Origin of the sequence: Mycobacterium hubeiense (genome assembly GCF_002838065.1) — a bacterium.
Classification (GTDB): domain Bacteria; phylum Actinomycetota; class Actinomycetes; order Mycobacteriales; family Mycobacteriaceae; genus Mycobacterium; species Mycobacterium hubeiense.
This window is the reverse complement of the sequence record NZ_PIZU01000006.1, coordinates 100,847-123,956: the sequence shown is the minus strand read 5'-3', so window position 1 is coordinate 123,956 and position 23,110 is coordinate 100,847. Positions and strand designations below refer to the sequence as shown.

22 protein-coding genes and 2 pseudogenes are annotated in these 23,110 nt (G+C 68.3%); 8 read left to right on the top strand and 16 right to left on the bottom strand.

The genetic code is table 11. The features are described from left to right. Window positions 1–6 precede the first annotated feature (6 nt). Window positions 7–552: a DeoR/GlpR family DNA-binding transcription regulator gene (locus tag CWS39_RS07455; protein ID WP_102142272.1), complete on the bottom strand. Its 546-nt coding sequence runs from the start codon at window positions 550–552 to the stop codon at window positions 7–9. Here CWS39_RS07455 and CWS39_RS07450 point away from each other — a divergent pair. Genes CWS39_RS07450 through CWS39_RS07440 form a run of 3 tightly spaced genes read left to right on the top strand, consistent with a single transcriptional unit; the run spans window position 506 to window position 3,047 of the window. After that, window positions 506–1,342 (top strand): FGGY-family carbohydrate kinase, encoded by an 837-nt coding sequence (locus CWS39_RS07450; RefSeq protein ID WP_233213393.1) that lies wholly within the window; start codon window positions 506–508, stop codon window positions 1,340–1,342. The two genes, CWS39_RS07455 and CWS39_RS07450, sit on opposite strands and share 47 nt — an antisense overlap. Next, complete coding sequence (locus tag CWS39_RS07445) at window positions 1,342–1,974, top strand: histidine phosphatase family protein (RefSeq protein WP_102142270.1); 633 nt, start codon at window positions 1,342–1,344, stop codon at window positions 1,972–1,974. Before CWS39_RS07450 ends, CWS39_RS07445 begins: the two co-directional genes overlap by 1 nt. Window positions 1,975–2,000: 26 nt before the next feature. Beyond that, window positions 2,001–3,047: a 2-hydroxyacid dehydrogenase gene (locus CWS39_RS07440; protein WP_102142269.1), complete on the top strand. Its 1,047-nt coding sequence runs from the start codon at window positions 2,001–2,003 to the stop codon at window positions 3,045–3,047. On the opposite strand, the gene CWS39_RS07435 is transcribed toward CWS39_RS07440, so the two are convergent. After that, window positions 3,044–5,410: a glycoside hydrolase family 65 protein gene (locus CWS39_RS07435; protein ID WP_102142317.1), complete on the bottom strand. Its 2,367-nt coding sequence runs from the start codon at window positions 5,408–5,410 to the stop codon at window positions 3,044–3,046. The genes CWS39_RS07440 and CWS39_RS07435 overlap by 4 nt on opposite strands. Window positions 5,411–5,417: 7 nt before the next feature. After that, window positions 5,418–6,182 (bottom strand): beta-phosphoglucomutase family hydrolase, encoded by a 765-nt coding sequence (locus tag CWS39_RS07430; protein WP_102142268.1) that lies wholly within the window; start codon window positions 6,180–6,182, stop codon window positions 5,418–5,420. A gap of 72 nt (window positions 6,183–6,254) precedes the next feature. Here CWS39_RS07430 and guaA point away from each other — a divergent pair, with 72 nt between their 5' ends. Then, window positions 6,255–7,811, top strand: coding sequence for a glutamine-hydrolyzing GMP synthase (guaA, locus tag CWS39_RS07425; RefSeq protein WP_102142267.1), 1,557 nt, complete (start codon window positions 6,255–6,257; stop codon window positions 7,809–7,811). A 23-nt stretch (window positions 7,812–7,834) separates the two neighbouring features. Here the strand turns inward: guaA and CWS39_RS07420 are convergent, their stop codons facing one another. The 8 genes from CWS39_RS07420 to CWS39_RS07385 all read right to left on the bottom strand — a co-directional run bounded on the left by CWS39_RS07420 (window position 7,835) and on the right by CWS39_RS07385 (window position 15,826). After that, window positions 7,835–8,716, bottom strand: coding sequence for a MerR family transcriptional regulator (locus CWS39_RS07420; RefSeq protein WP_102142266.1), 882 nt, complete (start codon window positions 8,714–8,716; stop codon window positions 7,835–7,837). 1 nt (window position 8,717) lies between these two features. Beyond that, a complete protein-coding gene (locus CWS39_RS07415) occupies window positions 8,718–10,211 on the bottom strand; it encodes a flavin-containing monooxygenase (RefSeq protein ID WP_102142265.1) in 1,494 nt (497 codons plus the stop codon). 1 nt (window position 10,212) lies between these two features. Beyond that, on the bottom strand, window positions 10,213–11,133 hold the full coding sequence (locus CWS39_RS07410; protein ID WP_102142264.1) for a reductase: 921 nt from the start codon (window positions 11,131–11,133) through the stop codon (window positions 10,213–10,215). Between the two features lie 9 nt (window positions 11,134–11,142). Further along, window positions 11,143–11,979: an SDR family NAD(P)-dependent oxidoreductase gene (locus CWS39_RS07405; RefSeq protein ID WP_431306093.1), complete on the bottom strand. Its 837-nt coding sequence runs from the start codon at window positions 11,977–11,979 to the stop codon at window positions 11,143–11,145. Between the two features lie 63 nt (window positions 11,980–12,042). Further along, window positions 12,043–12,768: a hypothetical protein gene (locus tag CWS39_RS07400; RefSeq protein WP_102142263.1), complete on the bottom strand. Its 726-nt coding sequence runs from the start codon at window positions 12,766–12,768 to the stop codon at window positions 12,043–12,045. Further along, complete coding sequence (locus tag CWS39_RS07395; RefSeq protein ID WP_102142262.1) at window positions 12,765–13,961, bottom strand: zinc ribbon domain-containing protein; 1,197 nt, start codon at window positions 13,959–13,961, stop codon at window positions 12,765–12,767. The genes CWS39_RS07400 and CWS39_RS07395 overlap by 4 nt, the downstream gene beginning before the upstream one ends. Next, a complete protein-coding gene (locus tag CWS39_RS07390) occupies window positions 13,958–15,532 on the bottom strand; it encodes a S53 family peptidase (protein ID WP_102142261.1) in 1,575 nt (524 codons plus the stop codon). The genes CWS39_RS07395 and CWS39_RS07390 overlap by 4 nt, the downstream gene beginning before the upstream one ends. A 12-nt stretch (window positions 15,533–15,544) precedes the next feature. Beyond that, complete coding sequence (locus CWS39_RS07385) at window positions 15,545–15,826, bottom strand: hypothetical protein (protein ID WP_233213392.1); 282 nt, start codon at window positions 15,824–15,826, stop codon at window positions 15,545–15,547. A 164-nt stretch (window positions 15,827–15,990) separates the two neighbouring features. Between CWS39_RS07385 and CWS39_RS07380 the strand changes: the two genes are divergently transcribed. Both CWS39_RS07380 and CWS39_RS07375 read left to right on the top strand, forming a co-directional pair. Continuing rightward, window positions 15,991–16,671 carry a hypothetical protein gene (locus CWS39_RS07380; RefSeq protein WP_102142259.1) on the top strand — a complete coding sequence of 227 codons (681 nt, stop codon included), beginning with the start codon at window positions 15,991–15,993 and terminating at the stop codon, window positions 16,669–16,671. A 44-nt stretch (window positions 16,672–16,715) separates the two neighbouring features. Next, on the top strand, window positions 16,716–18,251 hold the full coding sequence (locus CWS39_RS07375; protein WP_102142258.1) for a DNA polymerase Y family protein: 1,536 nt from the start codon (window positions 16,716–16,718) through the stop codon (window positions 18,249–18,251). On the opposite strand, the gene CWS39_RS07370 is transcribed toward CWS39_RS07375, so the two are convergent. The 3 genes from CWS39_RS07370 to CWS39_RS07360 are packed head-to-tail and all read right to left on the bottom strand — an operon-like array spanning window position 18,242 to window position 20,361. Next, window positions 18,242–19,276 (bottom strand): nucleoside hydrolase, encoded by a 1,035-nt coding sequence (locus CWS39_RS07370; protein WP_102142257.1) that lies wholly within the window; start codon window positions 19,274–19,276, stop codon window positions 18,242–18,244. The two genes, CWS39_RS07375 and CWS39_RS07370, sit on opposite strands and share 10 nt — an antisense overlap. Window positions 19,277–19,286: 10 nt before the next feature. Further along, the gene (locus CWS39_RS07365; RefSeq protein WP_102142256.1) at window positions 19,287–19,604 is read right to left on the bottom strand and encodes a DMT family transporter; all 318 of its coding nucleotides are present in this window, start codon (window positions 19,602–19,604) and stop codon (window positions 19,287–19,289) included. Between the two features lie 19 nt (window positions 19,605–19,623). Further along, window positions 19,624–20,361 carry an SDR family NAD(P)-dependent oxidoreductase gene (locus CWS39_RS07360; RefSeq protein ID WP_102142255.1) on the bottom strand — a complete coding sequence of 246 codons (738 nt, stop codon included), beginning with the start codon at window positions 20,359–20,361 and terminating at the stop codon, window positions 19,624–19,626. A gap of 51 nt (window positions 20,362–20,412) precedes the next feature. Here CWS39_RS07360 and CWS39_RS30160 point away from each other — a divergent pair. Then, window positions 20,413–20,604: pseudogene (locus CWS39_RS30160) on the top strand (TetR/AcrR family transcriptional regulator); the annotation flags it as partial. Between the two features lie 20 nt (window positions 20,605–20,624). Here CWS39_RS30160 and CWS39_RS30020 read toward each other — a convergent pair. After that, entirely contained in the window at window positions 20,625–20,759 is a 135-nt protein-coding gene (locus CWS39_RS30020) for a hypothetical protein (protein WP_255412989.1), read from the bottom strand. On the opposite strand from CWS39_RS30020, the gene CWS39_RS30260 reads away from it, so the two are divergent. Continuing rightward, window positions 20,701–21,069, top strand: a complete 369-nt coding sequence (locus CWS39_RS30260) for a TetR family transcriptional regulator C-terminal domain-containing protein (RefSeq protein ID WP_431306094.1) — start codon at window positions 20,701–20,703, stop codon at window positions 21,067–21,069. The genes CWS39_RS30020 and CWS39_RS30260 overlap by 59 nt on opposite strands. On the opposite strand, the pseudogene CWS39_RS07350 reads toward CWS39_RS30260, so the two are convergent. After that, window positions 21,029–23,057: pseudogene (locus CWS39_RS07350) on the bottom strand (SDR family oxidoreductase). The gene CWS39_RS30260 and the pseudogene CWS39_RS07350 sit on opposite strands and share 41 nt — an antisense overlap. Window positions 23,058–23,110: the final 53 nt, after the last annotated feature.

Below are 23,110 nucleotides of genomic sequence, written 5' to 3'. Positions count from 1 at the left end.
ATCCGCTCAGCGCGACGAGCCGACGACGTGAACGCGCGCGCCGAGTTCGCGGATGCCGCGCAATTCCGCAGTGGGCAGGCCGGGGTCGACGAGAACGGTGTCGAACGCGGTGAGCGGCGCCAACAGGTACAGGCCCTGCCGCGTGAACTTGGTGTGGTCGGCGAGTAGCACCGGCCGCGCGGCGACGTCGATCATCGCGCGCTCCACCGCGACGGTCTCGTGGGTCTGGTTGTAGCAGCGACCATGTGTGACCGCAGTGGGCGACATGAACAGCAGATCGGCGCGCATGCCCGCGACCGCGTCGACCGTCTGCACCCCGAAGAACGCGTCATAGGACGGGTAGTACGTGCCGCCCAGCGCGACCAGGTTCACGCCGGGTTGGCCGGCGAGCACCTTGATCAGTGCGAGGAAGTGGGTGACGACGGTGATCGGCGCCCGCTCCGGCAGCCGCTGGGCGAGGTAGAGGCAAGTGGTCGAGTCGTCGATGAGGATGGTCTGGCCCGGCGTGACCAGTTCGAGTGCGGCGGCCGCCAACCGCCGCTTGACCGGCATCCCCGTCGGCACGCCGGTGGTGGCCGGTATGACCGACGGCTGCGCCGCCCAACTCGGCGCGGGTGCCCTCGAGGTCGGCGCGTGGAACTCCGTGCTCGGCACGACGCTGGTGCTCAAGGGCGTCACCAAGCATTTGCTCGACGACCCACTCGGGGTGGTGTACTCGCATCGCGCGCCGCACGGCGGGTGGCTGCCCGGTGGCGCGTCGAGCACTGGCGCCGGCGTGCTGACCGCCCACTACCCGGGCCGCGACCTGGAGGAGTTGAATCGCGCGGCAGCGAGCCGCGAGCCCGCCGGCGTGATCGCCTACCCGCTGGTGTCACGGGGCGAGCGATTCCCGTTCACCGCGCCGGACGCGGAAGGATTCGTGCTCGGCGAACCCGTCGACGAGATCGACCACTACGCCGCGCTATTGCAGGGCGTCGCGTTCATCGAGCGGCTCTGCTTCGACTACCTCGACCTTCTCGGTGCCCCGACGGATGGCCCGCTCACGCTCACCGGCGGCGCCACCAAGAGCCGCTACTGGTGCGGGCTACGCGCCGACGTGCTCGGCCGGCCGGTGCAACTGGTCGAGAACGCCGAACCGGCGGTCGGCATGGCCGTGCTGGCCGCGTCCGTCGGCCGCCGCGCCGACGACGTCGCCGCCACGATGGTGCGGGTGCGGGAGGTCATCGAACCCAGGCCCGGCGACCGATTCACCGAGCCCTATCTGCAGCTTGTCGACGAACTCAACCGCCGCGGCTGGCTGCCGGCCGAGGTCGCGGCACACGCACATCGGAGGGGAGCGTGATGACTCAGCTGGTGTTGACCCGTCACGGCGAAACTGTGTGGCACGCGGAGAACCGCTACGCAGGCAGAAGCGACATCGCGCTCACCGAGCGCGGCGTCGAGCAGGCGAGGTTGCTCGGTGAATGGGCGCGCCACGCCGGCCTCACCGCGCTGTGGTGTTCGCCGCTCGGGCGGGCGCGCGACACCGCCGCCCGGGTCGCCGACACCACCGGCCTGGCCACGCAGGTCGACGAGCGGCTGGTCGAACTCGACTTCGGCGACGGCGAAGGCCTCACCACCGCGGAGATGCGGCACAAGTTTCCCGACGCGTTCGACGCCTTCGTCGCCGACCCGGTGGCCAACCACCTGCCGGGCGGCGAGGACCCCCGCGACGCGGTCGCACGAATGTTGGCCTGTCTCAACGAGATCTGCGTCGCCGAGCCGGACGGCAAGGTGCTCATCGTCGGGCACACCACCGTGCTGCGGCTGGTGCTGTGCCAGCTGCTGGGCATCCCGCTGGCCAACTACCGCCGGTTGTTCCCGTTCATGCGCAATGCCGGGCTCACCATGCTGAGGCTGCGCGACGGGCAGACCGCGCTGCTGGAATTCAACACCCCGATCGAGCTGATCCCCGGATCGATCCGAACCCACTGACCCATCGACACGGAAAGGTCACCGCCATGCCCACGACCGTCTTAGCCGCCGGCGATCACTTCGTCCTGCCCTGGCTGCTCGCCGATGCCGTTCGCGCCGAATCCGGCGACGACGTCACCATCCGCGAGCTCACCCTGCCCTGGCCGCACACGCCGTTCGGCCGGGTCGCCGAGGTCGACGAGGCCTCCGGCACGGAAGACGAGCTCATCGAGGCGCTGGCCGGCGCGCGGATTTGCGTCACCCAGATGGCCCCGCTCACCGAGAAGGTGCTCGACGCCTGCCCGGACCTCGAGCTGTTCTGTGTCAGCCGGGGCGGCCCGGTCAACGCCAACATCGAGGCGGCGACGCGGCACGGTGTCGCGGTCACGTTCGCGCCGGGCCGCAACGCCGCCGCGACCGCCGAGCACACCATCGCGCTGATTCTCGCCGCGGCGCGCCGCATCCCGGACCTGCACTCAGATCTGCGCGCGGGCACCTGGCGCGGCGACTACTATGCATACGAGAACTGCGGCATCGAAATCGACGGCAGCACAGTCGGTTTGATCGGGTTCGGTGCAATCGGGCGGCGGGTCGCCGCGGCGCTCACCGCGCTCGGCGCGACCGTGTTGGTGCACGACCCGTACGTCACCGACGATGCGGTGGCCGGAGTGGCGACCAAGGTGACGCTGGACGAGTTGCTGTCGCGATCGCGCATCGTCTCGCTGCACGCGCGCGTCACCGACGAGACCAAGGGCATGATCGGCGCCGAGCAGATCGCCGCCGTGCCGCGCGGCAGCGTGCTGGTCAATTGCGCCCGCGGCGCGCTTGTCGACGACGACGCCGTGGTCGAGGCTTTGGCGTCCGGGCGGCTGTACGGCGCGGGCTTCGACGTGTTCGCCGCCGAACCCATCCCGCCGGGTGACCCTCTGCTCACCGCACCCAATGTGGTCATCACCCCGCACGTCGCCGGTGCCAGCCGTCAGGTGGCGCACAAGGCCGCGCAGATCGTCGCCGCCGACGTCGGCCGGTACCTCCGCGGGGAACCGCTGGCCCACTGCGCCAACCCGGAGCTGCAGCGCCGGCGCGTGGGCTAGCCCGTGCTCAGCGGACCGCGCCGGCGCACCGGCTCGCGGCCCGGTGGCTGCAGCGGGGGCGGCAGCAGGGGATGGCGCGGCTGGATCTCGACGGTTGACGGTGTGCTGGTGGACAGTTCGAGATCCTTGCCGGCATGCCGGATGGTCAGCGCACCGTCGGGCCCGTCGCGCAGCGTATAGGTGACATTGGCGTGGTTGGCGTCGACGGTGAGTCGAAAAGCCCGCCAGCGCAACCGGAATCGTAAGCAGGAGATGCCATCGGGCAGATGCGGATCGAGCGACAGCACACCCTCGTCGTCACGCAAGCCGCCGAACCCGGCGACCAGCGCGGTCCATGCGCCGGCCAGTGACGCCATGTGCAGGCCGTCGCGGGTGTTCTGGTGCAGATCACGCAGATCGATCAGCGCGGCCTCATAGGTGTAGTCGTGTGCGAGCTCCAAATGCCCAACCTCCGCGCACATCACCGCCTGCGTACAGGCCGACAATGACGAATCGCGTGTGGTACGCCGTTCGTAGTAGTCGACGTTGCGGGCCTTCTGCTCGGGGGTGAAGGCGTGGCTCTGCCAATGCATCGCCAGCACGAGATCGGCCTGCTTGAGCACCTGCGCGGGATAAAGCCGCACATAGGGCTCGTTCATCAGCAATGGGTAGGTGGTGTTGGCCGAAAAGTCCCACTCCCGCAGGGTGGTGAAGCCTTCGCATTGCGGATGCACGCCCAGCTCGGCGTCATACGGGATATGCGCGGCGGCCGCAGCGTCGCGCCACGCGGCGGTCTCCTCGGTGGTAACACCCAGGTCGTAGGCCGCCTCGGGATGACGGGTGCAGGCGTCGGCCGCCACGCGAAGATTGTGCGCTGCCATCAAATTGGTGAACACGTTGTCGCGGACCACGGCGGTGTACTCGTCCGGCCCCGTCACGCCGTCCAGATGCCACACCCCGTGCCGGTCGTGGTGTCCGAGCGAAAGCCACAGCCGCGCCGTTTCGACCAGTACAGCCAGCCCGCATTCGCGCTCCAGCGAATCATCGCCCGTCACAACGCGATACCGCTCAAACGCGATCGCGATGTCGGCGTTGACGTGCCACGCGGCGGTGCCTGCCGGCCAGTACGCCGAACATTCCTGGCCGCGGATGGTGCGCCATGGGAAGCTCGCGCCCTGTAGGTCGAGCAGCTGCGCGCGTTCCTTGGCCAGATCCAGCGTCGCCGCCCGCCAACGCAGCGCGTCGGCGGCGGCGTGCGGTTTGGTGTAGGTCAGCACTGGCAGCACGAAACCCTCTGTGTCCCAGAAGGCGTGGCCGTCATAACCGGTCCCGGTCAGGCCCTTGCCCGCGATCGCGCGGCGTTCGGCGCGGGCGCTGGCCTGCAGCACGTGGAACAGCCCGAACCGCACCGCCTGCTGACAGTCGGGGTCGCCCTCGACCTCGACGTCGGCGCAGTCCCAGAACTCGTCGAGGTAGGCGCGCTGCGCGTCCAGCAGGCCCTGCCAGCCGCTGTAGCGAGCCCCGGTGATAGCGCCCGCGGCCTGATCGCGCAGCGCGGGCCGCGAACGCAGACTCGACCACCCGTACGCGAGATACTTGACGACGCGCAGCTTTTGGCCGGGCCGAAGCCCACAGATCACCGTCGTGCGGGCCAGGTCGTCCTGCGAGTCCGTGCTGACCTCGACCCGGCCGGGAACCTCGACGTCGTGCTCCATCGCGGCGGCCATCATCAGAGCGCTACCGCGCGTGCGGTGTATCAGCAGGGCGCCGCGGTCGGAGTGTTCATGGTGAACGGCCTGCAGAGGGTGTTCCAACACGGCCGCGACGCGCGGATCCGCAGAGACCTCCGGTTGGTCCTCGTTGGCCACCAGTTCGGATTGCACTGTCACGCAGACGAATTCGTCGAGCGCCTCCACGACGTACTCGATGGCGGCGACACTGCGCTGGGTCAGCGACACCAAGCGGGTGGACGTCACCTTCACCTGCTTGCCCGCCGGGGACCGCCAGTGCGCGCGACGGGTCAGGGTGCCGGCGCGCAGGTCGAGAACTCGTTCATGGTCGATCAGTTCGCCGTAGCGGACGTCGAACGGTTCGTCGTCCACCAGCAGCCGCATGATCTTGCCGTTGGTGACGTCGACCACGGTCTGGCCGGCTTCCGGATAGCCGAATCCCGCTTCTGCGTAGGGAAGTGGCCTCACTTCGTAGAACGAGTTCAGGTAGGTGCCCGGCAGGCCATGCGGTTCGCCCTCGTCAAGATTGCCGCGTAATCCGATGTGTCCGTTGGACAACGCGAACAGCGACTCCGACTGGGCGAGTAGCTCGAGATCGAGGCGGGTCTCGCGGACATGCCAGGGTTCGACGGGAAAGGCGTCATCGGTGATCATCATGGCGCTACAGGAGCTCGGCGAGATCGGTGAGGACGACGTCGGCGCCGTTGCGCCGCAACTCATCTGCCTGCCCGACGTGGTCGACGCCGACGACGTATCCGAAGTTTCCGGCGCGGCCGGCCGCGACGCCGGACAACGCGTCTTCGAACACCGCGGCCTCGGCAGGGGGGACGTCGAGCAGCTGCGCGGCGCGCAGGAAGGAGTCCGGCGCGGGCTTGCCGACGATGTTCTCCTCGCTCAGCGTCACACCGTCCACCCGCTGCTGGATGAACTGGTCCAGGCCGGTGACCTCGAGCACTTCGCGGGTGTTGGCGCTGGAGGACACCACGGCGCGGCCGAGGCCCGCGGCGGTGGCCGCTTCGAGGTAGCGGCGGGACCCCTCGAACACCTCGACGCCCTCGTTGTGCAGCGTCTGATGGAACGCCTCGTTCTTGCGGTTGCCCAGCCCGTGCACGGTCTCGGCGCCCGGCGGATCGTCGGGGCTTCCTTCGGGCAGTTCGATGCCGCGGCTGGCCAGAAACGCGCGGACGCCGTCTTCGCGCTTCTTGCCGTCCACGTAGGTCAGATAGTCGGCTCCGATGTCGAACGGGACGAACGGTTCGGCGGTGCGTTCGGACCGCTGCCGCAGATAGCCGTCGAACATGGCTTTCCAGGCCTTCTTGTGCACGCTTGCGGTGTCGGTGAGCACCCCGTCCAGGTCGAACAGGCAGGCGCGCACGGTGTCGGGCAGGCCCAGCACGATAAACCTCGCTTTCTCTGCAAAGGTCATTACCCACTTCAGCACGTCGACACCACGGCGGCGGCATTCTTAGGCCGAAGACCCCGCCCTTAGACTGAACCGGTGCAGGCAGCCCCCTCCCGTCCCGTCCTCGTGGTCGACTTCGGCGCGCAATACGCCCAGCTGATCGCCCGCCGGGTTCGCGAGGCGCGGGTGTACTCCGAGGTCATCCCGCATACCGCCAGCGTCGAGGACATCAAGGCCAAAGATCCGCAGGCGATCGTGCTGTCCGGCGGGCCGGCCAGTGTGTACGCCGATGGCGCGCCGCAGCTGGATCCCGCGCTGTTCGACCTCGACGTGCCGGTGTTCGGCATCTGCTACGGCTTTCAGGCGATGGCCCAGGCGCTCGGCGGCACCGTCGAGCGCACCGGCACCAGCGAATACGGCCGCACCGAACTGAAAGTGACTGGCGGGCAGCTACATTCGGATCTGCCCGCCACCCAGCCGGTCTGGATGAGCCACGGCGACGCCGTCACCAAAGCGCCCGACGGATTCGAAGTGGTGGCGGCCAGCGCGGGCGCCCCGGTCGCGGGCTTCGAACACCGCGCCCGTGGACTGGCCGGCGTGCAATACCACCCCGAAGTGCTGCACTCGCCGCACGGTCAGCAGGTGCTGAGCCGCTTCCTGCACGAGTTCGCCGGCATCGGCGCGACATGGACCCCCGCCAACATCGCCGACCAGCTGGTCGAGCAGGTGCGCCAGCAGATCGGTGACGGGCGCGCCATCTGTGGGCTGTCCGGGGGGGTGGACTCCGCGGTGGCCGCCGCGCTGGTGCAGCGCGCCATCGGCGACCGGCTGACATGTGTGTTCGTCGACCACGGCCTGCTGCGCGCGGGGGAGCGGGCCCAGGTGCAACGCGACTTCGTCGCCGCCACCGGCGCCAAGCTCGTCACCGTCGACGCCGCCGATCGATTCCTCGAGGCACTCTCCGGCGTGACCAACCCCGAGGGCAAGCGCAAGATCATCGGCCGCGAATTCATTCGCGCGTTCGAAGGTGCGGTGCGCGACATCTCCAGCGGCGCCTCGGAGGTCGAGTTTCTGGTGCAGGGGACCCTGTATCCCGACGTGGTGGAATCCGGCGGCGGGTCGGGCACCGCGAACATCAAGAGCCACCACAACGTCGGCGGCCTGCCCGACGACCTCAAGTTCACCCTCGTCGAACCGCTGCGGCTGTTGTTCAAGGACGAGGTGCGCGCCGTCGGACGCGAGCTCGGCCTGCCTGAGGAAATCGTTGCGCGCCAACCGTTCCCGGGCCCGGGTCTGGCCATCCGGATCGTCGGGGAGGTGACCGCGCAGCGGCTGGAGACGTTGCGACGCGCGGACGCGATCGCGCGTGAGGAGCTGACGTCAGCCGGGCTGGACAACCAGATCTGGCAGTGCCCGGTGGTGCTGCTGGCCGATATCCGGTCGGTGGGCGTGCAGGGCGACGGCCGCACCTACGGCCACCCGATCGTGCTGCGTCCGGTGTCCAGTGAGGACGCCATGACCGCGGACTGGACCCGGGTGCCTTACGAAGTGCTGGAACGCATTTCGACGCGCATCACCAACGAGGTGGCCGAGGTCAACCGGGTGGTGCTCGACGTCACCAGCAAGCCGCCCGGCACCATCGAATGGGAGTGACGGCCTGCGTCTGCTCGGCAGGGTCAGTCGCGGGACTGTTCGATGAGTTCGGCGAGTAGTTCGCCCACCAGCGATTCGATCGTCGATTCGATCGAATGCGCCAGCGTGCCCGTCACCGCCGCCACCGCCTGCGTCCGGAATCGCACCAGCATGGTGATCAGTTCGGCGACTTCGGTATCGGCGGGCAAGGCTTCGCCGGGCTTGATGCGCTGCAGCACATGCTCGGCGCCGGCGCGCACCAAGATGCCGCTGATCTCGTCGATGTGCGGCAACACCTGTTCGTGAATGTCGATCAACGTGTCGAAGCTGACGCCGTAGCCACGCATCTCGTTGAACGCCTCGATCAGCTTGGGCCGCAACACCGTTGCGTTCTCGCCGTCGATGCGGATCAGCCCGATTGCCACCAGCCGGTCGAAGGCCGCCTCGTCGTCGATCAGCCCCTGCGCCGCGGAAAGCGCCATGGTCTCGGGCTTCTCCGCCGCCCACGTCCCCACGATCGCCGATTCCAGCCCCAGCACGTCGGCGAGGTTGTTGCCCTGCTCCCAGGCGTTGAGCATCTCGTGCACGTGCGCGATGTTGTAACCGCGATCGAGCAACGACGTCACCAGTCGCAGCCTCGTCAAATGGGTGTCGTTGTAGAGGGCCAGCCGACCGACACGCAGCGGCGGATGCAGCAGCCCGCGGTCGCGGTACACGCGGATGTTGCGCGTCGTCGTGCCCGCGAGCCGCGCCAGTTCCTCGATGCGATACTCGCCGGAGCCTTCGGTGCCGTGCGACTGGCGCACGGCCGCGTCGAACAACTGCGACACCGCGTTCTCGACGACGTCGCGTGACTGCCGGCGCAGGTTCGCCAGGATGGCGCCGATCGGGCCGGCCTGTGGGCGTGACTGCCTGCTGGCGGACATCTCAGCCCGACGCGTACACGGCGCGACGCGCGTCGCGTTCGATCGCCTCGTAGTCCCCGAATCGGAAGTCCCGCATCTGTCGAAGATACTGCGTGGCGAATCCGGGATACATCGCCGCATTGAACCCGTCGGCGGTCAGGTACCAGCTGCGGCACCCCGACATCCACGTCGTCTTGGCGAGCCGCGCCTGGATGCGGTCGTTGTAGCGACGTTGCACATCCTCGCGCACATCCAGATAGCGCAGGTCGTTGCCGAGGATTGTGGTGATGCCCTTGACGGCGTAGTCCAGCTGCCCTTCCACGTAGACCAGCAGCGAGTTGTGCCCGGGGCCGGAGTTCGGCCCGGTCATGAAGAACAGGTTCGGGTAGCCGTGCGCGTTGATGCTCTTGTAGGCCTGCGCGCCGTGCGCCCACTCCTCGGCCAGGGAGCGCCCGCCCAGTCCGGTGACGGGGAACGGCGGTCCGGTCAGATGCACGTCGTAGCCGGTGGCGAACACGATGCAGTCCAGGTGGTGCTCGACTCCGTCGCTGGTGCGAATGCCGGCCGGGCTCAGCGTCGCAATGGGCCAGGCGATGAGTTTGCAGTTATCGCGTTGCAGCGCAGGGTAATAGTCGCTGGAGATCAGCATGCGCTTGCACCCCGGGGCGAAGTCGGGGGTGAGTTGTCGTCGCAGCCACGGATCCTTGACCTGCATGCGCAGATGCGCCTTGCCCAGCCGCGCGACCAGCGATGTCAGCGGTGTGTGCCACACCAGCGCGGTGGCGCTGGCCTCGTGTCCCCAGAACAGCGCCTCGCGGGCAAGCTGTTGAACCGCAGGGACGTTCGCGAACAACTCTTGGGCGATGGGCGGCATGGCGATGTCCAGGCGCGGCAGCACCCACCCCGGGGTGCGTTGGAACACCTTGACGAACTCGGCTTGCTTGACGAGCTCGGGCACGATCTGCACGGCGCTGGCGCCGGTGCCGATGACCGCGACGCGCTTGCCGGTGAAGTCGTAGTCATGATCCCATCGCGCACTGTGGATTTTGTGTCCTTGGTAGCTGTCGATACCGCGGATGTCGGGGAAGCTGGAATCCGGGAGCGGGCCCGACGCCAGCACCACCGTGCGGGCACGGAACCGTTTGCGGCCCTTGGTGTTGGCGATCCACACGCCCTCGGCTTCGTCGAACGTCAGGCCGGTGAGCTCCACGCCCAACCTGAGGTGGCGCCGCAGGCCGTATCGGTCGACCATGGCTTCGATGTGCCGCCGGATCTCCTCTGCCGGCGGGTAGGCCCGCGACCACGTCGGGTTCGGCACGAACGAGAACGAGTACAGCAGCGACGGAATGTCGCACGCCGCACCGGGATAGGTGGTGTCGCGCCAGGTTCCGCCCACCCGCTCGTCGCGCTCGAGTATGACGATGTCGTCGACGCCGGCCTGGGTCAGCTTGATCGCCGCGCCGATGCCGGTGAATCCGGCGCCGACGATGAGGGTGTCGTATACGCGGGCGGGCACGTCAGGCCGCCGGCTCGTGGGTCACTTCTTTGACCCAGCTCGGAACTTTGGGCAGCAGCTGCCGCGGGTAGCGGTCGGAGACCCAGACCATCGAGTTGGCGAGGAGGTGGTATGGATGGCGGGGGTTGGTGACCACGCCGGCGTAGCGCCGCAGGAATCGGTATGTCGGTACCCGCCAAGTGTTTTCGCCCTGATCGCCGAGTTCTTTGAATCGCTTCACGGCCTTGTACAGCCGCTCGGGTTCCATGCCCATCGCGACGATCTCGTTGCGGATCCTGTTGATCAGAGGTGCGCCTGTGATCGCGCCGACGATCAGGCCCGGAGTGGCGTGATGGCCGACGAAATCGATCACCAACCGTCGGATCTTCGCGTGCCCGATCATGTCGAGGACCTCGAAATCGACGACGAGGTGGCGTGACTCGTCGTTGTTGATCTTCTCGAAGACCTGGTGGCACACCGGATCATGAACCTCGTCGAGCAGGAACTTCAGCAGCGCTCCGTCCAGGGCGACCTCCAGCATCGGGATCACCGTGCCGAGCAGCGACAGCGGCATGTCGTCCGCCCAGCGGTCCAGCCAGTCGATGGCCAGCCGGATGTTGACGTTCGGTTCGGGGACTTCGCCGTCTTCCAGCATGCCCCACCGCTTCATCAGCGCCAGTTCGGCTTTCGCGTGGCGCTGCTCCTCGGCGTGGAAGTAGCGGTAGATCTCCGCGATCGTCGGCGTCGGCGCCTTCTTGGCCAAGGCGGCGAACCCGCGGGCGCCGATGTTCTCGATCCAGCACAGGTCGGCCATGAACGCCTTCAGTTGCGGCCGCTGCTCGTCGGTGATCAGCTCGGCACCCGGTGCGTCCCAGTCGATGTCGGCCAGGGCCCACTGGCGGTCCTTGATCTTGTCGAGCATCGCGTCCATGTCTATCGCCATGGCGTCCTCCTATCCGATGGTGTTGCGGGCCGCGAGGCCGACGACGCGGGTGTACATTCCCGGCGTGAAACGCTTGATGCCCCAACCGATCCGGGCATCAGGCTGCGGCATGCAGTACAGGCCGCCGCGGTCGTTGGTGTCCAGGCACATGCGCGCGACGCGTTCGGCGGAGAAACCGGTCCAGCGCATCAGCCGGGTGGCGAGCTGCGTGGACTGTTCACTGATTCGGCCCGATTCGACGATATTGGTCTTGACGAACGTCGGGCACAGCACCGTGACGTTGACCCCAGTGCCCGACAGTTCGGCGGCCAGGGTTTCAGACAGCGACAACACCCCGGCCTTGCTGACGTTGTAGGCGGCCATCCCCGGCGCGGCGCCGAAGGCCGCCGCCGATGCGACGTTGATGATGCCGCCGTATCCCGCCTCGCGCAGCATCGGTGTGAACACGTGGCAGCCGTGGATCGGGCCCCACAGGTTGATGCCCAACACCCACGACCAGTCCTCCAACGGAATCTCGCCGATCGGTTGGCCGCCCGCGCCGACGCCTGCGTTGTTGATCACCAACGACGGCGGACCGTCGAACCACGTTTGCGCTTGCTTTGCAAGCGATTCCACGTCATCGATACGGGAGACATCGCAGTGCACCGCGATCGCGTCGCCACCGTTGGCGGCTATCTCGGCGGCCGTGCGCTGCGCGGCAGCATCATCGATGTCGCTGCAGACCACGCGTCCGCCGCGGCGGGCGAGCTCAACGGCGAACGCCGAGCCGATCCCGCTGCCCGCTCCGGTGACCACCGCCGCCGCCAGGTGGCTGCGCTTGTTGGACGTCCCAAAAATGCCCGGCACTCATCGAGTACAACAGCGAATGATGACATTTGTCAATGACAACATTTCGTGATGTCAACGCTCTTACCGCGGCGGATCGCCCCGCCAGCGAAAACTGTTGACGTACTTGCCCATGTCCAGCGCGAGCTGAAGGTTCGCGCCCGACGGCTTGCCGGAGCCGAAGTCGGGTCCGAACTCGCGGTAGGGGCCCGCCGCGGCGGCGATCAGCGCACGGTCGTTCTTCACCGCGACCATCACCACCAGCCGCATTCGGGTATAGCTGCCGGTGGCCGCTTGCGGCCAGGTGTCAGCCACCATCCCGAATCCCGGTTGATAGCCCACCATCGCATTGGGAATCTCGTAGACAGTCTGGGCGTCGGGATAGGTTTCATCGACCAGCTGCCGGGCGATGTCTTCCGGCGGCCGTCCATTCGCGGGCTGACTGAACAACTGCATGGTGCCGCCGTCGCCGCCGACAAACTCCGCCGTCACCCCGTCGGCGTCGGTGGTGATCTCATATGCCGTCCCCGGTGCCGGATACGAGACCGAGAAGGTGCCGTCGGGGGCGGTGAACGAGGGGTTGGTCGCCACCGGCTCACCCATCGGTGGACGGCCGCAGTCCGGCGGGCACACGTACCGTGCGGGTGGGTCACTCATTTCTGCCGACACCGCGACCAGCACCCCGGCCACCACCAAAACGCCGACAGCCCAGATCAATACCAGCCGGGCTGGCGACGTACGCCGCACCGGCGGCGCCGTGTATGTCCCCGGCGGAACCGCGTAGCCCGGCCACGTCGACGGCGCGGTCATGTGCCGTCGACTCTGCGCTGCGGCCGCGTCTGGCGACGAGCAGCACGTGATGACCGCGACGATGCGCGGGTGGCCACCCCACACGCCGGGCAGAACGCCATATCGGGCACGACGTGCCCGCAGTGCGGACACAGCAACGGCTCGTCGGCGTGTATCTCGTCATGCTCCTCGTGCAGGAGCGCCAGGTGCAATCCGACCCTCAGCATGAGCAAGGCGAACAGCGCGACGGCGAGATGTATTGCCAGCTGCAGCATCTGCGGCACCCGTGCCACGTCGACCAATCCGAGCCCGGCGTAGATCGCCAGCACCGCGAGCCCGAACAACGCCAGCGCGATGCGGACGTAGCCGGGGTGCTGGTGCGCCTTGCTCGGCGGCCGGCTGAACCACAGCGCCGCACCGATGAGGCCACCTGCTGCCGCTGCGGTCAATGGCACTGCGACGCCGCGGATTCCGGCTTCGACCATGATCCCGGCCATGGGGCGGGCGCGGTCCACCATCCCGGCACTGAGCTGCGGTGCCAGTCGGGCCAGCGTGGCGGCTGCGGTAAAGGTGAGCGCACCGAGTGCGCCGATGACAAAGCCGTCCAACGTTTCTCGATCCGGCGAGCGGAGCAGTCGCACCACCAAGGTGGGTACGAGCATGAGAATCAACCCGCCGATCGGCACGCCGAGCCCGTGCTGGAATAGGTGGACCTCGCTGATCTGGTCACCCAGCGGGATGTCGTAGGAGTCGGCGAAGTCGGTGCCGGTCAACAACACCCACCCGACGCCGAGCCCGACGCCCAGCGCTGCGGTGAGCGCCAACACCCGCCTCGGGAAGTCGCGGAACGCGTCGGACTCCTGCAGATAGATGAGAAACAACAGCGGCAGTCCGAGCGCGGCGGTGGCGATCAGCGCGGCGGGCAGTCGCAGCAGCGTGAAGACGCCCAGCGTCGCCAACAGCACGAGCAATCCGACCAGGAAGGTCGATCGGGAGCGCTGCGGCAGCTGCGGGAACAGCGAGCTGGTCACCGACAGCCGCAGCAGGTGCTCACCGGGAGCGGCGCCAAAGGCCCTGATCCGCAACCAGTCTGGGCCGTTTCCGCGTTGCGGCGTCAGGAACGCACCGCAGAGTCCACAGAACGTGCCCGCCGGGACATCGGTCTGGCACACCCTGCACTCCATGGTGGGCACGCCGTCGTTGCCGGTGCTCATTGCGCCGCCTTCTGCAGGACGAGCAGATTCCGGACGAGATTGTCGACGTTCGGTGTGCCCAGTCCGGTCACCGCGTCGTAGCCGGGCCCGGCGTTGCCAACCGCGTTCCCGCCGAGCGTCACATCGCGAAATCCCGGCAGCGGCGCGCCGGCGGCCATCCGGTACAGCAACGGGTTGATCGCCCCGAGGGGGCGTCCGCCGCGCTCGACCAGATATTGATTCATCACCGCCGTCAGCCCCGCCCAGATCGGTGCCGACTGCGAGGTGCCGCCACCGACCAGAATCTTTTGTCCGAACACGATTTTGACGCCGGTGAAGGGGTCGGCGACGGCCGACACATCGGGAGTCAACCGGCGGTCCTGCGATACGTCCCGCTGCCAGTCCGGCCGGTCGAACAGCGCCGACACCCCACCGCCGGTGCCCTGAGACAGCGGCACATCGAACCACGCCTGCTCCGCCAACCATCCACCGCCGGCGTCGGTGGACAGTGTGGTGCCGCCGACGCTCGTCATCTCGGGCAGCGAGGCGACGGAATCCAAGCCGATGTCGTCGCGTCCGGGCGGGGACGACCAGTCTTGTCCGCCTTTGCATTCCAGGCCGGCGAGGTCGCCGCTGGCGTTGAAGGCCGTGGTTCCATGCGACTGCGCGGTGGCCAACGCCGAACGCACCGGGGCCAGATCGGCGGCGGTCAGAAGCTTGTCGCAACCCCAGCCGATCGAAAAACTCCACACCGCGCCGGGGAACTGCCGATCGGCCGATTCCAGTAGCTGCCCGATCTTTTCGTACGCGCCGTCACCCTCCACCGTCGGCCGGGCATTGATCACCACCTTGCGGGCATCCGGCGCAATGGCATGTGCGACTTGGAGATCCATGATGGTCTCACCATGCGGTTCACCGGGCTGGCCGCCGACCAGGATCGGGGTGAAGGTGGGCAATCCGAAAGTGGTCGCGAACATGTCGAGGTCTTCCTGACGGTAGCCGTCGAACGCGAAGATCACGATCGTGGCACCCTTACCGGTGTAGCCCTCGGCCGCGAGCCGCTGCGCGTTGTAGGTCGTCAGCAAGGCATCAGGCGTCAACCCCTGGTCTGGGACGTCCAGCGGCAGGATCGACGGCCGCGCCATCCGGTGCGGCGTGTAGCCGAGGATTCGGCCGAGTTCGGTGACCTCGCTGCGCAATTGCTCGGGCACCGACGGCTGCAGCGGAGACGCGTAGAACACCTGACCGCGCCTGCCACGGTAGTCGTGGATGTCGACGTCCAACGCGTCGGCGACGGCGTCGGGCGCGCCCTCGACGATCGCCCATTCGTCGCTGGGCCGCCAGCGCACCGACATGGCGTGGTCGCGTGCCCAGTTGATCAGTCCGTCGGGTCGTGACGTGTTATGCAGGGCGACGGTGAGCTGAACCGGACCGCTGCGGGCAGGCCCGAGATCCGTTGAGGCGCCGAGCAATAACGCGTACGGACCGCCGATCACCGCCGAGGTGTGCGGCGTGACCCGAACGTCGGCGCCCAGCGCGAGGACGCCGACCGCGATGAGTGCCAGCAGCCGATGACGCGAGACGGCGCGCAAGCCGGCTCGGTGCTAGTGGTGTCCCGGAACGGCGGTGGGGGGCGGAGGCGCATGCACCGTCGGCGAGAACGGGTTGGGCCCGCCCGGATCGATGCGCGGAGCCTTCTCGGTGGGCTCGACCGGCGGTGGGGGCGGCGGCGTGGTCGTCGTCGTGGTCGTCGTCGTCGTGGTGGGCGTGGTTTCCTCGGGGGCTTGTTCGGCTTCACCGCACGCCGCGGTCAACGAAACCATCCCGATGATCGCGGCGCCGCCCGCCGTGAGGGCGAGCCGACGAGCTAAACGACTTGACGTCATGGTGCGTCCTTTACGTGTCCCCCGATGGTCAACAGGGGGAACTCTAACGTGGGGCACCCAGCGCCGCACCTCGCTTGACCGGTGTCGGTGGGCAGGTGTTTACTCAAGGCATCGAACATACATTCGAACACAGGGATGAAACCGGTGCTGCAGGAGGTGCTGTTGTGACAGCAGCGACGAACCTTGACCAGCGTCGGCTTGACCGTGCTGAACAGGTAGAACGCCTACGACGCAAGATAGCGGCAGTATCCGGAAAAGTCGGCGACGGACGCCGGGGTGCAGCGCCGTCCGTCGATCCGCTGCCCGACTCGGAATCTTTGCTGCCGCTGCCCGAATCGCTGGCCGAACTCCTTCCCGCCCCGTTGCCGCGCGGGACGGTCGCGGTGGTGTCGGGGGCCCGGTCCCTTCCGGTGAGCATGGTGGCGGCGGTGACGGCGGCGGGCGGGCACGCGGCCATCGTCGGCCAGCCCGACATGGGTCTGCTGGCGGCCGTGGAGATGGGTGCAGATCTGAGCAGGCTTGCCGTCATCCCCGATCCGGGCGCCGATCCGGTGGAGGTGGCCTCGGTGCTGATGGACGGAATGGATCTGGTGGTGCTCGGGCTGGCCGGACGTTCGGTGCCGCCGAGCCGGGCCCGCGTGGTGACGGCCCGGGCCCGGCAGAAGGGCTGCACGCTGCTGGTCACCGGCGGCGACTGGCAGGGCGCTTCGGCTCGGCTGGAGGCCAGGGTCTGCGGCTATGAGATCAGTGGTCCCGGTCGCCCTGGGCTTGGCCGCATCGGCCGGGTCCGGCTGGCCACCCGGGCGCGGGGACGCATCGTCGGTGCACACGCAGTAGGTGAGTAGGAGTGCCATCTCGACCGACGTCTCGCGTTCTGGCGATCTGGTGCATGGACTGGCCGGCGGTCGCCGCCGCGGCTGCGGCACGTCTGACGCCGACGGACCCGGTCGCGGTCACCTTGGCCAATCGGGTGATCGCCTGTTCGGCGTCGGCCCGGGCGGCCGGGGTGCGACGGGGTCTGCGCCGACGCGAGTCCCAGGCGCGCTGCCCGCAATTGCACGTGGTCACCGCCGATCCGGCCCGCGATGCTCGCCATTTCGAAGACGTGATCGCCGCGGTGGACGATCTGGTGCCGCGCGCCGAGGTCTTGCGGCCCGGCCTGCTGGCGATGCCGGTCCGCGGGGCCGCCCGCTACTTCGGATCCGAGCAGGCCGCCGCCGAACGGCTGGTCGACGCGGTGGCCGCGGCCGGGGCCGAATGCCAGGTCGGCATTGCCGATCAGCTGCCCACCGCCGTATTCGCCGCCCGCGCCGGCCGCATCGTCGAGCCCGGGGGAGATGCGCCGTTTCTGGCCGCGCTGTCCATCCGGCAATTGGCCACCGAGCCGAGTCTGGCCGCCCCTGGCCGCGAAGACTTGGCTGATCTGCTGTGGCGCATGGGAATTCGCAACATCGGCCAATTCGCCGCGCTGTCCCGTACCGACGTGGCGTCTCGCTTCGGGGCCGACGCCGTGGCGGCGCACCGGTTCGCGCGCGGGGAGCCCACCCGTGGACCGTCGGGTCGTGAGCCACCGACCGACCTCGACGCCGTGATGAACTGTGACCCGCCGATCGACCGGGTGGATGCGGCCGCGTTCGCGGGACGGTCGCTGGCCAGCACCCTGCACCGCGGGCTGGAGTCGGCCGGTATCGGATGCACGCGGCTGGCCATCCGGGCTGTCACCGCCAATGGCGAAGAGCTGGAACGGGTGTGGCGATGCGCCGAGCCGTTGACCGAGGACGCCACCGCGGACCGGGTGCGCTGGCAGCTGGACGGCTGGCTGAACCGGCGCAATCCGAACGACCGGCCCACCGCTGAAATCACTGTGCTGCGATTGCATCCGGTGGAGGTGGTCTCGGCCGGGGCGCTGCAGCTGCCGCTGTGGGGTGGGCTGGGTGACGAGGACCGGCTACGCGCCCGCCGCGCGCTGGTGCGGGTGCAGGGGCTGCTCGGGCCGGAGGCGGTGCAGGTGCCGGTGTTGTCCGGCGGACGCGGACCCGCAGAGCGCATCACCTTCACGCCGCTGGGCGACGACCCCGTGCCGCGGGCGGACCCGCGTCAACCGTGGCCGGGGCAACTGCCCGAGCCGTCGCCGACCGTCCTGCTTGACGATCCGGTCGAATTGCTTGACGCGCAGGGTAATCCGGTGCGGGTGACCAGCCGCGGCATGTTCTCCGCCGATCCCGCGCGGCTGGCCGCTCCGGGTCGCGACAAGCGACTGGCGTGGTGGACTGGTCCCTGGCCCGTCGACGAGCGGTGGTGGGATCCCGATGGGGCGAAGGGCCGCACCGCCCGCGCGCAGGTGCTGCTCGACGGCGATCCGGCGCAAGCGCTGCTGCTGTGCTATCGCCAGCGGCGGTGGTACCTCGAAGGGATCTACGAATGAGTCAGCCGGCGCGCGAACGCCCCCACCCGCACGATGAACCGGTCGAAGAACGCAGCAGGGTCGACGTCGACACCGATGAGCGCGTTGGGATTTCGTCCCCATCGACCGGACCAGTCGGCCACCGTCATACCGCGGGTGAGTGTCCCGGTCAGCTCGACGTCGACGGTCGTCGGCCGGCATTTCACCAGCTCGGGATCCAGCGCCACCGCGGCGGCCAGCGGATCATGCAGATGCGCGAGATAGCCATCGCCGCAGTCGAAGTGGAATTCGAAGTAGAACCGCATCGCGTCCTCGAGCACGCGAATCAACGGGTTGGCGGCCGCCGACCGGGTGCCCCGCTCGTCGCGCTCGCTCATCGGCGCAGTGGGGGAGCCGGCCGCCGCCGCCAGCTGACCCAGCAGCGTCGGCGTCATCGCGATGTTCTCGGTGAGGTTCAGCCCCAACACAATTGGCAGCTGCGCATTCGGTTCCGACCCCCACGCCGCGAACACTTCGGCGGCGGCTTCGGGGTCGACGCTGATGTTCCACTCGGCTACCGGTGTTGTATTGCCGCGATAGTCGAACGCGCCGCCCATGATCACCAGTCGCCGCAGCAGTCTGGGCAGTGCGGGTTCGGTGCGCAACGCCAGCGCCAGGTTGGTCAGCGGCCCGACTGCGATGCCGATCAGCTCGCCCGGATACGCATGCGCCGCCCGCACCCACGCCTCGGCGGCGTCGTACGCGGTCAGTTGCCCCTCGGTCGCGGGCAGCTGCGCGTAGCCCAGGCCCTCCGGCCCGTGCGTGTCCTCGGCGGTGCGCAGCGGCGCGGACAGCGGCGTCGCCGAACCCATCGACACCGGAACACCGGTGACCCCGCACAGCTCCAGCAGCCCCAGATTGTTACGGCAGACCTGTTGCACGCCAACATTTCCCGCCGTCGATGCGATACCCACCAGCTCGGCCTCGGGACTGGCCAGCAGGTACACCAACGCCATCGCGTCGTCGACGCCGGTATCGACGTCGGCGAAGACGGGCTCGGCGCTCACGCCGCCAACCCTACTGCTCCAGGAACCGCAGACCCACCAGGCCCACGACGATCAACGTGATGAACGTCGTGCGCCACAGCGTCAGCGCATCGTGGAACCACACCACGCCGGCGATTGCCACGCCCACCGCGCCGATACCCGCCCACACCGCGTAGGCGGTGCCGACCGGCAGATGCCGGACCACCACCGCGAGGAGCACGAAGCTGGCCACCGCGGCCACCACACAGACCAGGCTCGGCCACAGTTTGGTGAAGCCCTCCGACTGCTTGATCGCCAGCGCCCACACGATCTCCAGCAATCCGGCGAAAATCAGAAGGCCCCACCACATCCGTTGTCTCCCTCGCAGTTCAGGCGTTGTAGCCGCCGTCGATGGTGAGTGTGGTGCCAGTGACATACGCGGCCTCCTCCCCGGCGAGATAGGCCACCGCGGCCGCGATCTCGTCGGCGTGCGCGAACCGGCCGAGCGGGATGTTGGGCAAATCCGCAGCGGCGTCGGCCGAGTCGGCGGGATTCATCTCGGTGTCGGTGTTTCCCGGTTGCACGGCGTTGACGGTGATGCGTCGCGGCGCCAGGTCGCGGGCCAGCCCGCGCGTCAGCCCCGCGACCGCGGCCTTCGATGCCGAGTACAGCGTGATGCCCGGGTAGGGCGTGCGGTCGGCCAGGTTGCTGCCGATGGTGATGATGCGTCCGCCGTCGGGCAGCACGGCTGCGGCGGCCTGGCTGAACAGCAGCGGCGCGCGGACGTGCAGCGCCAGCGTCCGGTCGATGTCGTCGACACTGATCTCTTCCAGCGGTCCGTTGGGGAAGATGCCGGCGTTGTTCACCAGGATGTCCAGTCGCCCGAACTCGTCGACGACGCGCGCAACCGCCTCCCGCCCGGCGTCAGGGGCGGCGCTGTCCAGCGAAATCGCAAGGGCGCGAGCACCACTCGCCTTGATGGCGTCGACGACCTCGGCGGCTCGCGCGGCCGACGACGTGTAGGTGATTGCGACGTCTGCGCCCTCGGCGGCGAGTCGTCGCGCGATCGCGGCACCGATCCCACGGCTACCACCGGTGACGAGTGCCGCTTTTCCGGTCAACGACATGCTGCCCTCCCATCATTTTGTAACATTTACTACAAATATAGACTCGCAAGTATGCCCGAACCCCGTCAAGTGACCCCGCGCCGAGGCCGTCCACGCGCCTTCGACCGGGAAACCGCACTACAGGCGGCCATGGAGGTGTTCTGGGAGCGGGGTTTCGAGGGCACTCGCGTGAGCGATCTCACCGAGGCGATGGGTCTGAACGCGCCGAGCCTGTATGCGACCTTCGGGTCGAAGGAGGATCTGTTCCGCGAGGCAGTGGCCTACTACAACGCGCCGGACCGCTCACCGACCACGCTGGCGCTCGAGCGGCCCGGGTCGGTGCGCGACGCGGTGGACGCCATGCTGCGCGACAACGTGCGGGAATACGCCGATCCGGACACGCCGCCCGGTTGCCTCATCGTGCTGGCTGGGATCGCCTATTCGACTGAAACCCAGCCGCTGCGCGATTTGCTCAAAAAGTGCCGCGACGAAGACCGACAGCGGCTCCTCGGTCGCATCCGGGGCGCCATGAAATCCGGCGAGCTACCCGCGAACCTGGACGCGGACGCGCTTGCCGCATTCATGATGACCGTGTTGTACGGGTTGTCGATCCAGGCCCGCGACGGGGCGACACTGCAGCAGCTCGAGTCGACCGTCGACCTGGCGATGCGTACCTGGGACGACGTCGTTACCAGTGCACGCCGGGCACCAGACGCACCGCGCGCTTGACCGGTCGTGTGATCGGCCGCGTCACCGGCCGCAGCGCCCGCATCGTCTTGGCCGCCCGCGCCCGGCCGCTTGGGGCGACGCGGCGTGATGCGTTGCGGCTCGGGGGTTTCCTCGCCGCGCGCCGCCGGTGAATCGGGGAAGCCGAGATACAGCTGGTGCAGTATCCGCCGAGACAGCTTGGGCGTCATGTAATTACCGAATTCCCCCAGCGTGCCCATCGGCGTGTCGATCCGCGCGGGCTTCTCCACCAGACCGCGCACCACCATGGCCGCGGCGTGTTCGGCGCTGATCGGCGGCACGGGATTGAGCCGCCGCGACGGCACGATCATCGGCGTCTTCACCAGCGGCATATGGATATTGGTGAACGTGATGTGATCAGACAGCGTCTCGGTCGCCACCACTTCGGCGAATGCGTCCAGCGCGGCCTTGGAGGGCAGATACGAGCTGTACTTCGGGCTGCGCGCCTGCACGCCCGCGCTCGACACGTTGACCACGTGACCGAATCGTCGTTCCCGCCAATGAGGTAGCAGCGCCAGCACCATGCGCACCGCGCCGAAGTAGTTGACGGCCATCACCCGTTCGTAGTCGTGGAACCGGTCGGTCGAGTTGACCACGGAGCGGCGGATGGACCGGCCGGCGTTGTTGACCAGGTAATCGACGTGGCCGAACCGGCCGAGGATGTCCTTGACGGTGTGGTCGACGGACGCGGAATCGGTGACATCGCACGTGAATGCGTGGGCTTGGCCACCGGCGGCGCGGATCTCGGCGACGAGGTCGTCGAGCGCTTCGGCGTTGCGGGCCAACGCGAACACCGTCGCGCCGCGTTCGGCGACCGCGATCGCCGATGCCCGCCCAATGCCGCTAGAGGCCCCGGTGATGATGACGTGCCGCCCGACGAGCGGGCCGGCCGGGTCGTCGCGCCGAGCACGGTCCGGATCCAGGTGCTCCGCCCAGTATTTCCACAGCCGCGGCGCATACGACGAGAACTCCGGAACGGTTATCCCGGTGCCGCGCAACGCTTCTGCAGTGTTGTCGGCGGTGAAGGTGGGCATCAAGTCCGCGACATCGAGGATCTCGCCGGGAATGCCCAACTGCGTCGCCACCATGTTGCGCACCACCTTCGCGCGGCCTCGCGCCCGGGTGACCGGCGTCGCGACCGTCCGCGGCAGCGCACCCCGCAGCGGCGGCAGCCCGGCGGCTTGTGCAACGCCCCGGTAAATACCGCGCAGCCCAATGGTTTTCGGTGCCGTGAGGTGGAACGTCTGAAAGTCCCGGTCCTCGGTGTGCATCAGCGCCACCAGCGCATCCACGACGTAATCGACCGGCACGATGTTGGTGCGGCCGGAGTCGGGCAGCGCGATCGGCGTGAATCGGGGCAACCGCGCCATCTTCGCCAAGATCGGGAAGAAGTAGTACGGGCCGTCGGCCTTGTCCATCTCGCCGGTGCGCGAATCGCCGACCACCACCGCCGGCCGGTACACGCGGTAGCGCAGGCCCGCCGTCGTGCGCACCAGCAGTTCGGCCTCGAACTTGGTCTGGTGATACGGCGTGGGCAAATCCTGGCCGACGTCGAAATCGTCCTCGGTGTACTCACCGCGGTAGCTGCCGGCCACCGCGATCGACGACACATGATGCAACGTCGCATCCAGCCGCTTGGTCAACTCGATCACCGCCCGGGTGCCCTCGACGTTGGTGACCCGCTGCTCTTTGTCGCCGGCGGTGATGTCGTACACCGCCGCGCAGTGCACCACATGGTCGACGGCGCCCAGTTCGGCGATCGACTCATCGCTGAGGCCGAGGTCGGCCGCGGTCAGGTCGCCGACCAGCGGTTTCGCTCGGGAGCCCCAGTCCATCGCGAGGCGTTCGAACCGGGTCAGCGAGGTCCGGCGGACCAGCACCCACACTTCGGCGTCGTCGTCGCGTTCCAGAAGTTCCGATACCACTCGGCGGCCGATAAACCCGGTACCGCCGGTAACGACATAGCGCATGCGAGCCATGGTGGCCCCGCACGCCACAAAGGTCAACCGCATGTGACGTGCTC